The 13761-nt window shown below is 47.6% G+C and carries 18 protein-coding genes; 8 read left to right on the plus strand and 10 right to left on the minus strand.

The genetic code is table 11. From position 1 onward, the window contains the following. Window positions 1-215: 215 nt before the first annotated feature. The 3 genes from HU147_RS13405 to HU147_RS13415 are packed head-to-tail and all read right to left on the minus strand — an operon-like array spanning window position 216 to window position 3899. A complete protein-coding gene (locus tag HU147_RS13405) occupies window positions 216-1352 on the minus strand; it encodes a conserved virulence factor C family protein (RefSeq protein WP_224076731.1) in 1137 nt (378 codons plus the stop codon). A gap of 37 nt (window positions 1353-1389) precedes the next feature. Beyond that, window positions 1390-3270 carry an ABC-F family ATP-binding cassette domain-containing protein gene (locus HU147_RS13410; RefSeq protein ID WP_224076732.1) on the minus strand — a complete coding sequence of 627 codons (1881 nt, stop codon included), beginning with the start codon at window positions 3268-3270 and terminating at the stop codon, window positions 1390-1392. Beyond that, the gene (locus tag HU147_RS13415; RefSeq protein WP_224076733.1) at window positions 3267-3899 is read right to left on the minus strand and encodes an HD domain-containing protein; all 633 of its coding nucleotides are present in this window, start codon (window positions 3897-3899) and stop codon (window positions 3267-3269) included. The genes HU147_RS13410 and HU147_RS13415 overlap by 4 nt, the downstream gene beginning before the upstream one ends. Before the next feature lie 165 nt (window positions 3900-4064). Here HU147_RS13415 and HU147_RS13420 point away from each other — a divergent pair, with 165 nt between their 5' ends. Beyond that, window positions 4065-4271, plus strand: a complete 207-nt coding sequence (locus HU147_RS13420; protein ID WP_224076734.1) for a cold shock domain-containing protein — start codon at window positions 4065-4067, stop codon at window positions 4269-4271. A 76-nt stretch (window positions 4272-4347) separates the two neighbouring features. Here the strand turns inward: HU147_RS13420 and HU147_RS13425 are convergent, their stop codons facing one another. Both HU147_RS13425 and HU147_RS13430 read right to left on the minus strand, forming a co-directional pair. Continuing rightward, window positions 4348-6309 (minus strand): hypothetical protein, encoded by a 1962-nt coding sequence (locus HU147_RS13425; RefSeq protein WP_224076735.1) that lies wholly within the window; start codon window positions 6307-6309, stop codon window positions 4348-4350. A gap of 18 nt (window positions 6310-6327) precedes the next feature. Beyond that, window positions 6328-7551 (minus strand): ATP-grasp domain-containing protein, encoded by a 1224-nt coding sequence (locus HU147_RS13430; protein WP_224076736.1) that lies wholly within the window; start codon window positions 7549-7551, stop codon window positions 6328-6330. Window positions 7552-7703: 152 nt separating this feature from the next. On the opposite strand from HU147_RS13430, the gene HU147_RS13435 reads away from it, so the two are divergent. Beyond that, complete coding sequence (locus HU147_RS13435; protein WP_224076737.1) at window positions 7704-8273, plus strand: GNAT family N-acetyltransferase; 570 nt, start codon at window positions 7704-7706, stop codon at window positions 8271-8273. Between the two features lie 46 nt (window positions 8274-8319). Here HU147_RS13435 and HU147_RS13440 read toward each other — a convergent pair whose 3' ends face one another. Further along, window positions 8320-8517 carry a zinc-finger domain-containing protein gene (locus HU147_RS13440; protein ID WP_036803155.1) on the minus strand — a complete coding sequence of 66 codons (198 nt, stop codon included), beginning with the start codon at window positions 8515-8517 and terminating at the stop codon, window positions 8320-8322. Window positions 8518-8660: 143 nt separating this feature from the next. On the opposite strand from HU147_RS13440, the gene HU147_RS13445 reads away from it, so the two are divergent. The 5 genes from HU147_RS13445 (at window position 8661) to HU147_RS13465 (ending at window position 10660) form a co-directional block, all read left to right on the plus strand. Then, window positions 8661-9377: a queuosine precursor transporter gene (locus HU147_RS13445; RefSeq protein WP_224076738.1), complete on the plus strand. Its 717-nt coding sequence runs from the start codon at window positions 8661-8663 to the stop codon at window positions 9375-9377. After that, complete coding sequence (locus HU147_RS13450) at window positions 9377-9772, plus strand: ribonuclease HI family protein (protein ID WP_224076739.1); 396 nt, start codon at window positions 9377-9379, stop codon at window positions 9770-9772. The genes HU147_RS13445 and HU147_RS13450 overlap by 1 nt, the downstream gene beginning before the upstream one ends. A 143-nt stretch (window positions 9773-9915) precedes the next feature. Next, window positions 9916-10125: a hypothetical protein gene (locus HU147_RS13455; RefSeq protein WP_036803148.1), complete on the plus strand. Its 210-nt coding sequence runs from the start codon at window positions 9916-9918 to the stop codon at window positions 10123-10125. A gap of 27 nt (window positions 10126-10152) precedes the next feature. Then, entirely contained in the window at window positions 10153-10461 is a 309-nt protein-coding gene (locus HU147_RS13460; protein WP_224076892.1) for a hypothetical protein, read from the plus strand. Window positions 10462-10489: 28 nt separating this feature from the next. Beyond that, on the plus strand, window positions 10490-10660 hold the full coding sequence (locus tag HU147_RS13465) for a hypothetical protein (protein WP_224076740.1): 171 nt from the start codon (window positions 10490-10492) through the stop codon (window positions 10658-10660). Window positions 10661-10709: 49 nt separating this feature from the next. Here HU147_RS13465 and HU147_RS19430 read toward each other — a convergent pair whose 3' ends face one another. Continuing rightward, entirely contained in the window at window positions 10710-10832 is a 123-nt protein-coding gene (locus HU147_RS19430) for a hypothetical protein (protein WP_263427862.1), read from the minus strand. Window positions 10833-10933: 101 nt separating this feature from the next. Between HU147_RS19430 and HU147_RS13470 the strand changes: the two genes are divergently transcribed. Continuing rightward, window positions 10934-11947 carry a PQQ-dependent sugar dehydrogenase gene (locus HU147_RS13470; RefSeq protein ID WP_224076741.1) on the plus strand — a complete coding sequence of 338 codons (1014 nt, stop codon included), beginning with the start codon at window positions 10934-10936 and terminating at the stop codon, window positions 11945-11947. Window positions 11948-11973: 26 nt separating this feature from the next. Here the strand turns inward: HU147_RS13470 and HU147_RS13475 are convergent, their stop codons facing one another. From HU147_RS13475 to HU147_RS13485, 3 genes are read right to left on the minus strand one after another with little or no spacing between them, the layout of a single operon-like run. Continuing rightward, complete coding sequence (locus HU147_RS13475; protein ID WP_224076742.1) at window positions 11974-12471, minus strand: GNAT family N-acetyltransferase; 498 nt, start codon at window positions 12469-12471, stop codon at window positions 11974-11976. A gap of 16 nt (window positions 12472-12487) precedes the next feature. Beyond that, on the minus strand, window positions 12488-13498 hold the full coding sequence (locus tag HU147_RS13480) for a S66 family peptidase (protein ID WP_224076743.1): 1011 nt from the start codon (window positions 13496-13498) through the stop codon (window positions 12488-12490). 25 nt (window positions 13499-13523) lie between these two features. Continuing rightward, the gene (locus tag HU147_RS13485; RefSeq protein ID WP_224076744.1) at window positions 13524-13730 is read right to left on the minus strand and encodes a hypothetical protein; all 207 of its coding nucleotides are present in this window, start codon (window positions 13728-13730) and stop codon (window positions 13524-13526) included. Between the last annotated feature and the right edge of the window lie 31 nt (window positions 13731-13761).

Consider the following 13761-nt stretch of genomic DNA (forward strand, 5'->3'; position numbering starts at 1 on the left):
TTCATGACGATGGTTTTTGACGGGACCAATCATGAGACCTCGCTCCTTCATTTTCTTTTAGTGTACATCGGAAAAGTAGTAAAATAAACAAAAAAACAGGCTGTCGAGAGAGTTTCTCGACAGCCTGGGAATATCGGAGATATTCTAAGAGAAATTTTTATATATCTTTCTCAACAAATTGAAAAGCCGGCGGATTTTATTCCGCCGGCTTTTCCTTATTCTTCTTTCATGGCTTGCCGGGCTTCGGTCATCTGTTTCCAGACCGAGCCTTTGGCGTCTTCCCCTTGTTCGATCCGGGCAATGGCCATTTTAATCTGCAGTTTCACTTCGAATTCCGGATCTTCCTCTGCCGCTTTCAACGCAGGCAAGGAGGCTTCTGTTCCGGTTTCGTATAAGAACATTGCAGCCCGCCAACGGACCAGTTTGTTTTTGTCTTTCAGCGCTTCCATCATGATCGGTTCGAACTCTTCAAAACCGAGGTCACTGATTGTATCGCCCGCTGTTCTCCGGACTGCCCAGCTTTTATCGCGCATCGCTTTTTCCAGATGCGGCACTACCGCCTGGTCCTTGATATCGCCCAGGAAGATAGCCGCTTGGCGGCGGATAGACATTTTTTCATCGTCCAATGCTTTTGCCAAGAGCGGCACATCATCGAGTTCGCCTTCGTTCATCTGCTCAAGCAATTGGAAGCGTGTTTCCCAGTCCGGTACATCGAATTCAGTAAGCGTCACTTTTCGGCCGCGTGCAATCGGTGCGGCTTCTTCTGCATTGTTGTTTTGCTCGACCATTCCATCCAGCCGTTCCTGCGGGTAGGCGGCTTCGAGTTCTTCGACGACGCTTTGGCCGATTTCTTCTTTTTCCCCGTAGCGCACGCCATAATCCGCCCATTTACGCTGCAGCAAGTAGTTTTCTTCTGTCGGATCCATTACCGCCTGCATCGCTGCCACAAACCGGGCAGGCATCGCAAAGCGTTTTTCAGAAGCACTGTCGAACACTTTTACTTGAAGCGGAATGCCTTTGAATTGCTGGACATGGACGTAGACTTCTCCGTAATGTTCATCGATTTCAATTTCTTCTTCGTTCGTGTGGCTGCTGTCTTCTCCGAAAACGCGGCGCACTTCCGCAAGAATGGTTTCCCAGTCAAATTTCGCGATTCGTTCAACTGCCAGAAAATCCGCGACATGGTACACGCCTTTGACCCCGGCGATTTCCAGGATGGCCTGGATTTCTTTGGCTGCATCCTGTGCATTGTCTTTCGTATAATTATGGCTTTTGCCAAACGGCAATTCCTGATCGATGATGACTTTCATCGTATTTGGGCTTGGCGTTGGTTCAATCGTAATAATTTTCACTCGTAATTCCTCCTGCCGTTAATATGCTCCACCTAGCTTAGGATTCTGCAATTTCCTGCAGATATGTCCATCGGTCGATGAGTGTATCGTATTGTTCGGTTAGTTCATCAACTTCTTCGGTCAGTTTGTTCAATTTCTCGAAATCCGCCCCGGCTTTTGCCATTTCGCCTTCCCGTTCTTCGATCCGGGATTCAACTTCTGAAATATCGTCCAAGATAGTTTTGTATTCCTGCTGTTCTTTAAACGTCATTTTCTTTTTTGGCTTTTCCGGTTTCGGCGTTTCTTTTATTGGTTCGGCCATTGGCTCTGCTTTAGCTGCGGGCACCGGCTTTTCCTTGATAAAGTCTGAATAATGCCCCTGGTACTCAAGCACTTCTCCGGTGCCGGTCGTCCACAGTTTGCGGGCGATGCGGTCCAGGAAGAAGCGGTCGTGGGAAATGGTGATGACCACGCCCGGGAAGTTTTCCAAAAAGTCTTCCAGCACAGAAAGTGTCTGGATGTCCAAATCGTTTGTCGGCTCATCCAATAACAGGATATTCGGCTGTTCCATCAGCAGTTTCAGCAAATACAAACGCTTGCGTTCACCGCCGGACAATTTGCCGATTTGAGTGCCGTGCGCATTCGAAGGAAACAGGAAGCGCTCAAGCATTTGCGTGGCGGACAAGCGCACGCCTTTTGCCGCTTCATAGTCGCTTGAAATTTCCTGGATGTATTCAATCATGCGCTGCGCTTCGTTCATCTCAGGCAGGTGCTGCGTAAAATGGGCAATTTTCACCGTGCTGCCGTATTCCAGGCGCCCTTCTGTCGGCTCGTAGTCGCCGGCAATCAATTTCAGCAGCGTCGACTTTCCGGCGCCATTCGGGCCGACGATGCCAATGCGGTCGCCGCCTTGCAATAGGAAATCGAAATTCCGGAAAATGACGTTGTCGCCGAAAGCCATACCGAGATTTTCGCCTTCAATGATTTTCTTGCCGAGGCGCTGGCTTTGCATCGACAATTCCAGTGACGTGTTGTCGTTTTCTTTCTGGACATTTTCTTTGATTTCTTCAAAGCGCTGAATGCGGGCTTTCTGTTTTGTCGACCGGGCTTTCGCACCGCGGCGGATCCATTTCAGTTCCGAGCGGAAACGGTTTTCCAGTTTTTGCTGGGAAGAAGCCGCCATTTCATCGCGGATCGCTTTGTTCTCCAAGTAATCTCCGTAGTTTCCTTTATGTGTATACATGGTCTGGTCGGCCAGTTCGAAAATATGCGTCGATACGGCGTCCAGGAAATAGCGGTCGTGTGTTACAAACAGCATGGCGCTGTTCATGCGCAGCAAAGTTTCCTGCAGCCATTCGGTTGACAAGGCATCCAGATGGTTGGTCGGCTCATCCAACAGGATCAAATCCGCCGGTTCAATTAAGGCTTTTGCCAACGCAACGCGTTTCTTTTGTCCGCCGGACAGTTCACCGACCGGTTGGTCGAACATATCGATTCCAAGCTTCGTCAATGCCGTTTTAGCCAAGGCGTTGATGTCCCAGGCATTTTCCTGTTCCATGCCTTCCTGAATGTTCATCAGCTCTTCCTGCAGCTGTGTGGAGCTTGAATCCACCATCATGTTTTTCAATGCCTGCTCATATGAGCGGTTTAATGCCAAAATCGGCGAATCTCCGGAGAACACGGTTTCGAGCACCGTCAGCGATTCGTCAAATTCCGGTTCTTGTTTTAAATACGTAATTTCGTATTTTTTCGGGTGGTCCATGTTGACCGAATCCGCTTCTACGTCTCCCGCTAAAATGGACATCAAAGTCGATTTCCCGGTGCCGTTGACTCCGATTAATCCTGCACGTTCCCCGGGATACAAAGAAAATTCCACATCTTTGAAAAGTGTTTTGGCTCCTACTGTTTTTGTTAATTTGGTAACGTTTAAGTGGCTCATTTATTCCCATCCGTTTCTTTAATAAGTTGCTTTAAAAAGGATAGCATAAATTGATGGCGTTCTTCAGCAATTTGCTTTCCTGCAGGCGTGTTCATGTGTTCTTTCAACAACAGCAGCTTCTCGTAAAAATGCGTGGTGCTGCTGGTCGGCTTCGACCGGTATTCCTCTTCGGTCATTTCCGTTCTCGGTTCTTCCGCCCAGTCGTACAGCTTGCGTCCTTTGGCGCCGCCGTATGCAAAGGTGCGGGCGATGCCAATCGCGCCAATCGCGTCGAGGCGGTCAGCATCCTGGACGATTGCCGCTTCAACCGAAGACGGCCGGACGCCGTTCCCGCCTTTAAAGGAAACCGATTGGATGATGTTTCTGATCCGGTTTTTTTGTTCCATGCTGAGCGGCAGGCTCTCGAGAATCTCCGTCTCCAGGTCTTCTCCGTCTTTTTTGTATTTCGGATCGGAAACATCGTGCAACAGCACAGCCAGTTCCACAATAAAGGCATCTGCCTGCTCCTGCTCCAATAGCAGCTTGGCATTGCTGCGCACTCTTTCAATATGCTGCCAATCATGGCTTGCATCATAAGTTTCATAGATTTTTCTTACAGCTGTTTCACATTGTTGTATGGTGTCATTCATCAAGATTTTAGCTCCTTTTCTTCCATTATACCCTTTAACGCTGCTGGAATGCCCGGAATGGGGCGAGTTATTGACGATTGATATGTGTTCGGGTATAGTATAAGCCAACCATATAAAAGGCTTTTAATGGTTCCGCGACAATACTCAATAATAGGGGGAACGTGCATGCACCAGGGTAAAGTAAAATGGTTTAACACGGAAAAAGGCTATGGATTTATTGAGTACAATGATGGAGATGACGTGTTCGTCCACTTTACAGGCATTCAAGGCGACGGATTCCGGACACTTCAAGAAGGCAAAACGGTGTCATTTGAAATCATTGATGGAAATCGCGGACCACAGGCCGCCAATGTAATTGAAATCGATAGCTAATCGTTCTGCATTAAACATAAAACAAGGAGACCGGGAGAAAATCCCCGGTCTCCTTTTTCATTTTATGCAGTGGAGCTTAAACCCACGTATAGGTTTTCCCCCAGCTTTCGCGTGACAGCCGTTCAATTTCCTCCACATCGGCATCTTCCACCATATAAGTATCCCCTTGTTCATACGGATTGTAATGGAAGGCGTACATGCGGGCGGCAAACTGGTGGAATGGCAGCGATGACTCGCCTTCGAGTTCCCCGTGGCCCTGTACACTTGTTTCGATGCCCTGGCCCCAGTTCTGGCCGCTGTCGTTGTTCGGGTTATAAAAGTAAACCCGGTATTCCCCTTGCTCATCCTGATCAATCCGCTGTATTGACACGGCATGCAGGCCGAGCAATTTGCCATGGACGTTGGTGATGTAAATCCCTACCGGATTCGGATAGATCATTTCGTAGCCTTCATTGTATTCCGGGTGATGCGTGGCATAGAACAACCGCACAAAAGCTTGATAATCCGTGACATAGCCTGTCAGCGGATCAATGATGTTGGCAAAGCCGCGCGGGATCCATTCCCCGTAAAATTCCGGATTGACCCATTTGTGGCCGTCTTCGCCGCGAAGCAATGTTTTCTTCATCATTTCATTGTAAATTTTATCAAGATGCGGCACCAATACTACGGAAACCGGATCCAATTCCTGATGGATTTCCTCAGCGACCCCACCTTCAATCGTATTCGAGTGAATAGCTTCCCCTTCGAACGTCACATCAATATCATTTTCCCGGACAGCCCGGGCAATGTATTCAAGCAACTGGCCAATGCCGTGCTGTGCCCACAGGCTGATGGCACGCGCAGATTGGCAGGTCGGGTTCAAGCCTTGGCCGATCCCTAGCGGCTGGCCCAGCACACTGATGACACCGCCCAGCAACACGCCGTTGGCAGTGATGCCGCCTTTACGGTGTTCTCTTCTTAACAAATTCTTTTTAACATCCGGATGTACATCAATTTCAAACAACCGGCGAATGGCCGGAAGCAATGGGTCTTGTGTCAGAACGCCCCGGTCGAGCATCCGCGACAAACCATAAATGACTTTGCTGGTCTCTGGATGAACAGCAATTTGAATCATATCCCGGACGAGCTCGGTATTGGCATTAAAGCTCGCCGTTCCGATTTCAGACAAACTCAACGCTTCGGGGATCAAGTCGGAATATTTGCGGTTCAGGTAGCGGAGAAAAATAGCATTTGCCGGTGCTACCAGTCCTGTTTGATTCATCGATTCAGCGAACGCTCGGCTTTCAGTGCGCAAAGTTTCTTCATCCACTTCCATCAAATGTTTGCGGTATTCCCGCGGATTTGGAAACTTTTCGGTGAGCGGAGTCGGTGCCGTAATCGCTTTTTTATAAGCCAATAAACTCTCTTTCGTTGCATCTTCAATATTTTCATCAATCATCTGTGTGGCTGTTTCAATCATATTAATGATCCGGTCGACCATGATCGGCCGCTGGACTGTTAGCCGGTCGATTTCTTCCACCAGTTTATGGGCTACCGCTTTATAGGACAGCTTCCCGCCAAGCAAACGGAAAAGGCGTTCTGCCCGTTCTGTATGCTCTCCGCTTTCGACCCGTGCGGCTTCTGTTTCGGCAGGAAACAGAAGGTCAAGATTTAAGGCGAGCACTTCATTCAGAAAAGCCGTCGCTTCTTCGGACGGTACTTCAGGATGCTCATATTTCCCTTCAGAAATGGAAAGCATACGCAGTTCGCTCAATAATTCAACAACTGAATTGACGCCTCGGATTTTTAAAGAGCCGCCGACAAACGGCGGTTCCAAGTTTTCTGCTTCTGCCCACGGGCCGCCATGGAACACGCCCGCTTGGTCAAAATCGGCTGCAAAGTCATAAAGCATTTCCAGCCCTTCGTCTGTTGCCGCCAGTTCAGTAGCCAACTGAAAAACTTCCGTCTGGTACATGCTTTTGGCAAACGGTTTCGCTTGTTCGAGTGACCGAAGCGCCTGTTCAAATTTATCTTTTACCGACGTTAATTCTGTTGCCATTATAATTCCCCCAGGTGATTAAAGATAAAAATCGAATTTCTCGTATTTTTTCAGCAGTTCTGTCATGCGGTCGCTGTCTTCCCCAAAGAAGAACAATGTTCCGTAGTGGTTCCCGAAGCCAACGCGTTCCGCAACTTTCGATGTAACCGGAATAAACAAATCGTGTTTTTCAAAATAAGGATCGTTTTTCAGTTCTTCCGGAACATTCAATTTTTCAATCAGACGGACGCGCGGATAAACCATCAGGCTGCCAGCATAGCCTTTTGCCGAAGTGACTTCTTCCGGGAAAAATGCATCCAGTTCTTCCGGCGTCGTGTCCGGGTCGCTGCACAGGATCTGCGCCTGGAAGGCATTGAAGCCGTATGCCCGTTCAATCAAATCGAAAATATGACCGCCCGGAACACGTGCGGCAACTTCTCCGAAATTCAGCGTCCCGTCGTGGGAAATGAAATATTCCGGATGGATGACGCCGTATTTGATTTCAAACGAATCCACGAGCTTTTGGATTTCATTGAGGATTTGAGGGCGGTAAGCTTCAAGCGCCGGTGAAGCCGGCACAAAATTGGAATGCCCCAGTTTCACGTATTCGGTAATATTGAGGAATTTCACTTGTCCGTCATGGATAAAGGCTTCGCAGGAAAACTCCTGCCCGTCCAAATGGCTTTCCATCAAGTACGGAAATTCTTCTTCTATTTTCTCAATGTCGGCAGCATCCCGGATGACCATATGGCCAACAGTCCCCGCTTTATTGAGCGGCTTGATGTGAATCGGGTCGTTCAAATCACCCTCGATTTTTATCAGTGCATCATTTACGCGTTTTAAAAAGCGATGAATATCGTCTTTCGTATAAGCTTCTTCAAAAACCCCTACTTTAATGCCGGACATCTGAGCTTTCCGTTTCATCAGCCCTTTGTCGCGCAGCAAAAGCGAACGGTTGAAGACCCGCGGGTCATCAAAAAATCGGGCATTTAATGCGCCGGCCCATTCCACGGTTTCTTCATAAATCGGCACGGCGAGTTTTGTGTTCATGCCATCCAAAATCTGGAACAGCTCTTCGGACCCTTCGTTCAGGCGGTCAAAATCCCACCCCACAAAGTTGATGTCGTTCTCTTTGGCGAATCCTTCAAAATCCGGCGGCCCGACTACGACATACGGCCGGTCCAACTTGTCAATGGCCTCGATGGCCGGCAGGCTCCACCCTAATATTGCAGTTAATTTGCCTTCATTATTTGCTTCAAACATGGCACCTCTCCCTTTCCCTTGTCAAAACATTCAAACATACAAGTTGTATTGCCTGTTTATGCCTCTTTCAAACCATGGTATAGAATTGGAATCTAGGGGTTTATAAGCATGGCTACTGGGAATTTAGATAAAAACGAAAGGAGAAGAATGCGATGGAGCCATGGTTTTCAAAACTAAGAGCTTATTTTCCTGCCAAAGAAATGAAGTCTGAAGAGCATATGAAAACATTGTTTGAGCACAAACCGGAATTCTATAAATTAGACGAAAGCCCTCATCATACGCTTGTCTACTTCGAAAAACCCGATTTCTTATTTATCGATTATATTCTCGTCAACAGTTCTGCACGGGGCAGCGGCCTTGGCAGCAAGATCATGAATCAGGTAAAAAGCAAGAACAAGGCAGTGGTGCTGGAAGTGGATCCTGTCACTCCGGATGATCCTGAATCCGGCAAACGCGTCCGTTTTTATGAAAGGCTGGACTTTAAAAAAGCACCGGCAATTGAGTACATCCGGAATCACCCGGTGACGGGCGAACGGAGTGTCATGGATATTTTTTATTGGACTCCCCAATCCCAGCCGGAAGAATGGGTGCTGGAAAAAATGATGGAAGCCTATGAAGAAGTGCATGCTTTTAAAAACGAAGACTTGTATGGCATCAAACCGCAGCCGGCGGAACACGTACTGCAATTGGCGGAAGAACGCCGCCAAAGAAAAGCCGAATAGAAAAGCCTGCGCCCGAAATCGATTCGGCGCAGGCTTTTCTATTTGTTCATTTATGTTCAGTTCCGACTTTGTTTAACTCGTTTCCAAGGAATTGCAGCTGTGACCCAATAGAGCATTCGCTGATGCAAAACCGGTGAGCAGCTGTTTTCCCCTGCTCTTTTCGGATTTGTTTGCGGACAAAACACCCTTCGCAATACGTTTCCATCATTTCATCAATTTCATTGATTATTGAAAGTTTGTTCAAACTGTCACCCCTTTAAAATGCCATTCGTTTATTTTACTCCTAATTTGTCTTTTAACGCAACAATAGTTATACTATCAAAGGACATTTTCATCCCTATAGCGGTTCGAAAACTCCCGCTTTATCAAAACTAAGGAGGAATTTTTTTGTTTAACGAGTTTTGGGGCCTTGGCTTTGCTGTGGCCAATTTTATATTGCTGCTCATCATGTACAAATTCTTCGGGAAGACCGGATTGTTTGCCTGGGTGGCGCTTTCCACTATTCTGGCCAATATCCAGGTGACGAAAACCATTGAAATCATCGGACTGACGGCTACGCTCGGCAATAGCTTGTATGCTTCCACTTTTCTGGCGACCGATATTTTGAATGAAAAATACGGCCGGAAAGATGCACAAAAAGCGGTTTGGCTTGGGTTTGCATCATTGTTGATCATGGTGATCGTCATGCAATTCGGGATGAAATTCATTCCGGCAGAAAGTGATTTCGCCAATGATTCGCTGCATACGATTTTCGGGTTGATTCCGCAAGTCGCGGTTGCCAGCATGCTTGCTTATCTGGCCAGCCAGCATCTTGATGTGTATATTTTTACAGCCATCCGGAAGGTCTTTCCAAAAGACAGCCAGTTCTGGATCCGCAACAACGGCTCTACATTGGTCAGCCAGCTGTTCGATACGCTGATTTTCACCAGCATCGCTTTTTACGGCGTCTATCCATTTGACGTCTGGCTGCAAATATTCATCTCGACTTATGTCTTGAAATTCATCGTATCCGTTCTGGACACGCCATTCGGCTATATCGCGAAAGCATTAAAGCCAAATGATGAGAAAATAATAACACCGGCAGACGAAAAGCAGGTGTCTTGATGCTAGAAGTATTTGTGGATGCCGCAACTGCGGGTACACCGAAAGTCAGTGCAGTCGGCGTCTTTATCAAAGGCGAAGGCCATCTGATCAAATGGAGTGAATATGTCGGGGAAATGGACAACCATATGGCTGAATTCACTGCCCTTGTAAAAGGGCTGGAACTGGCGCGTGATTTGTCTACGGGCATGGTATCAATCAAATCCGATTCGCAAGTGGCTGTTGAAGCTTTTGACCGGGGATTCACCAAAAACCAGAAGTTCAAGCCGCTTCTCGAAGAAGCGCTTCGCCTGTCGGATGGGTTCGACTATTGCTTTATCAAGTGGATTCCCGATTCGCAGAACCGGGCTGCTGATGATTTGGCCCGCACGAAATTGCGTGCCCATAAAAAGAATTAAGGTTTTCATTTTGGACTGCAGAGGTCCCGGCAAAAGCTGGGACCTCTGCAGTTTTTGGTTGTGCCTCTGTTTCACAAGTTGCATAAAGACGCTGAGCCGAAAGTCTGGTAAACTGAAAACAGTTTGAATCTTGGAGGAATCGTATGAATTCAAAATTAGGAACTGTGCTCGATATCATCATTTTATTGATTGGACCTTGGATTTTATACACGCGCGTACTTGAAATTATCGACAACGGCGCTTCTTTGTATCCGGTCATTTCGATTATTATCATTACACTGGCTGTTGTGTTTGCCGTCTACAATTTGTATCACGTGATCTCGGCCAGACAGCAGAACAATTCGAAAAAATAGTTGAAAAGGTGATTTTTCTTGAAATCGGTGTTGTTTTATTTTATTCCGCTCGCCATGTTTGCAGCCGTCAATAATTTGGTGGACCGCTTATATTGGCCGTATTATCTGGTACTGCTTCTGGCTTTCCTTGTTTTTCAGCTGGCGCGTGTGCGTTATCCGAAAGACGCTGTGCCGCCAATCGCAAAAGTCAGTCAGGCCATCTTTTACATACTGACGGTCGCTTTCATCTTCCGGGACCAATATTTGGATCCATGGATCATCAATGTCCTGCTCGGCATCACACTTGGCATCGTCATTGTTGAAATCATGCAGTATAAAAAAAAGCCGTTGTCATGACGGCTTTTTTTCATGGGGATACTACGGGATGATTGAAAGATTCTTAAAGCAGATCCAGCAAACTGTTTGTAATAAGAATGAATATACTGAGAAACCCCACTTCGTAAAGGGTGTTTTTGGAAAGCAGCTTTTCCCCTTCCTTCTTTTCAAAAAAGAACTTGATGGCCGAGAAAAAGAAGGCAAAACAAACGGCGCTTAACACAATGCTCCCATTGACCATGGCTCTCCCTGCTTTCTGCAAACGGCTATTATTTTGTGAAATACCAGACCAGTGCCAAGACCACAGCTACGATGACCCAAGTGATGATCCGGATTAAATTTCGTTTTTTGCGGATCTCCGCTTCTTCTTTGACGTCCTTCATTAAAGGCATGTTTTTCACTCCCTATTCTATACGTTTCATACATGCGAAAGTTTCTGTAAATACCTTTTTATGCCACAATCCATTAAGATAAAAAAAAGGAGGTTATACCTGTGAAAAGATTGCTGTTTCCTTTTCTGTCTCTTATGATCCTTGCAGGATGCAACGATGCTCCGGCTAATCCGAAAGAAGCGAATGTCGCTACGGAAGCCATTGCAGGCGGCCTTGAAATTCCTTGGTCCATCAATAAAACAAACGATGAATTTTATATTTCGGAACGAACCGGCAACGTTGCCCATATTGCGGCAAATGGCCAAGTGACGCACCAGCCGGTCGAATTTTCCGATCCCCTGTCTTCAGCGGCTGAAGCCGGATTCCTTGGCTTTGTGCTGGCACCCGATTTTGCTGAATCCAAGCAAGCGTACGGTTATTATGTCTATGATCAGGACGGACGCTCTTTCAATAAGATTGCCCGCTTCGTCCAGGCAGACGGTTCATGGAGTGAAACGGACGTCTTGCTTGAAGGCATTCCGACAGGTAATGTGCATCACGGCGGACGCCTTGAAATTGATGAAAACGGCGCGCTGTTCGCCACCATCGGCGATGCTTCAGAACCTGACCTCGCCCAGGACCTTGGGTCGGTCAACGGCAAAATCCTGCGCTTGAACGAGTCGGATGAATTCGAGATTTATTCACACGGCCACCGCAATCCGCAAGGCATCGCCTGGGCAGACGGCACGATGTATGCATCGGAACATGGCCAATCAGCCAATGACGAAATCAACATCATCGAAGAAGGCAATAATTATGGCTGGCCGGTGATTGAAGGCGATGCCACCGAAGAAGGCATGGAAGCGCCTTTCTATACGACTGGCGCTGATGATACCTGGGCCCCGAGCGGAATTGCCGTAAAAGACGGACTGCTTTATGTGGCTGCCCTTCGCGGCACCGCCATCAAAGTGATTGACCTAGAAACCGGTGAAGTCACCGATTCATTCGAAGGCTTTGGCCGGGTCCGTGACGTCTTTGTTGACGGGGAAGATGTCTATTTTATCACCAACAATACAGACGGCCGCGGGACTCCATCCGAAAACGACGATCAGCTATACCGGTTGGGCAACGAATAGAAAAGACGCCAATGCTGGCGTCTTTTTTATAGGAATTTCACCATAAGCTCTTCATCGGTGTATTCGTCCCCTGATTTCATCGCGCGGTATTCCGTGCCGTATTTTTCAAATCCGAAGCGCTGATATAACCCAATCGCCGAACGGTTGTTGCTGGAGACAGCCAAATACAGCTGTTCGATGCCTTCCCATTCGTTTGCATAATCGAGCAATTCCTCCATCAGTCTTTTGGCAACGCCGTTTCCTCTGGCGCGCGGGGTTACGTAAACCGCCACAACATTTGCCCGGTGCTTCATCTTTTTCCCGGCTTCTCTCAGAAGCGTGACATTGCCGACCAACTGCCCTTCCCAAAAAGCGCCGAATGTGACCGCTAATTGGGAAGCCAAACTTTCTGCAGTCATTTCGACCGGCTTTTGAAGTGCGTCTTCCAGGACCGAACCGAATGCATCCGGATTATTGGTCAACGCTTCGATGCGAAGCTCGCGGTAAGAAGCGGCGTCCTCAGCCGTCAATTCACGAATATCCATTGGCCATTCTTCCTTTTCATTTGAATTCGATTTGGACTTTTCCTTTGCCGTCCGCGACATCAATTGTCGTGTAGGCTCCGTTGATAAACGTAATTTGTGGCGGAACGTGGCCAAGGTCGATGTCATAGGCAATTGGAACACCAAGTTCATCCGATAAATCCTCATACATTTTTTCAACGGTGTAGCCGCCGATTTCCTGGTTCGCCGGGCTTCTGCCGAAGACGATGCCGGAAATGTGATTAAACCAGCCCGCATATTTCATCTGCGTCAATGACCGCTTTAAATCCGCGACATTCATCTCGCAGTTTTCCAAATACCATACGACCGGTTCATCGGGTATGTGGCGTTCCCTAAATGCGTTTACGTCCCCGTACGGAGTCCCGATCAAATGGCGGATGACGTCAATGCAGCCGCCAAGCAAGCGGCCAGTAAATTGCTCCGCTTCGCCTGAAACGGTCTTCCACTCCGTCGGTTCTGTCAAATTGAAAATAACAGGCGTCGGGTTTTCAAAATCCCATTCTTTCTGGTATTTCTCAGACGATACTTGCGTGATCGATCCGCCTGCTTTCGTTTGGAGAACGTCCAGCCATTTCGCCGTGGTGTCATCTGATTCCGGACCGCGAAGGTCGACCAAGTTGCCGCTATGTGCCGTTGCATATCCGGTATTTAACGTGACAGCCAACAAAAGCATGCTGATATCCGAATAGCCCATAATCCATTTCAAGTCGACTTTTTCAAAATCGAGAAATTCCAGTATTTCCACCAGCAGTTCTCCACCCCATGGCGGCATGACCAAATCGATTGACGGATCGCTGAGCATATTCATCAATTCTTCTGCACGGACTTCTGCCGGCGCGGATTTCGCTTCTTTTTGCGTCCAGGCGGTGTCCCCCACCGTCAGTTTAAAGCCCCGCTCTTCTAAGCGTTCAATGGATTTTTTTAATACCTCATGCATGTCGGGCGCAACTCCTGAAGAAGGAGCCGTCACTCCAATGGTTTCAATCTTGCGGTCTGGATATCTGATCATCGTCATTCTCCTTTACTGATTGGCGTTATGTAAATGATACGAGTGCGAGAATGATTCCGCAAAGGATAACTCCACCAAGCAGAAATAAAAATGCTTGAGTGACCAAATCCCAAAACGGGCTTGGGGTTTTGTCCAATCGATTCCGGTTTAAATCCAGCACGCCTGGCGAAAGGCCTGAAGAAGTCGATTGTACCGTATAATTCTTTGTTTTTTTCTTGTTGCGAGATAACATCAAATTCCTCCTTGAACTTTCCAATTAAATA

This window comes from Planococcus chinensis (assembly GCF_020071995.1).
Lineage (GTDB): Bacteria > Bacillota > Bacilli > Bacillales_A > Planococcaceae > Planococcus > Planococcus chinensis_A.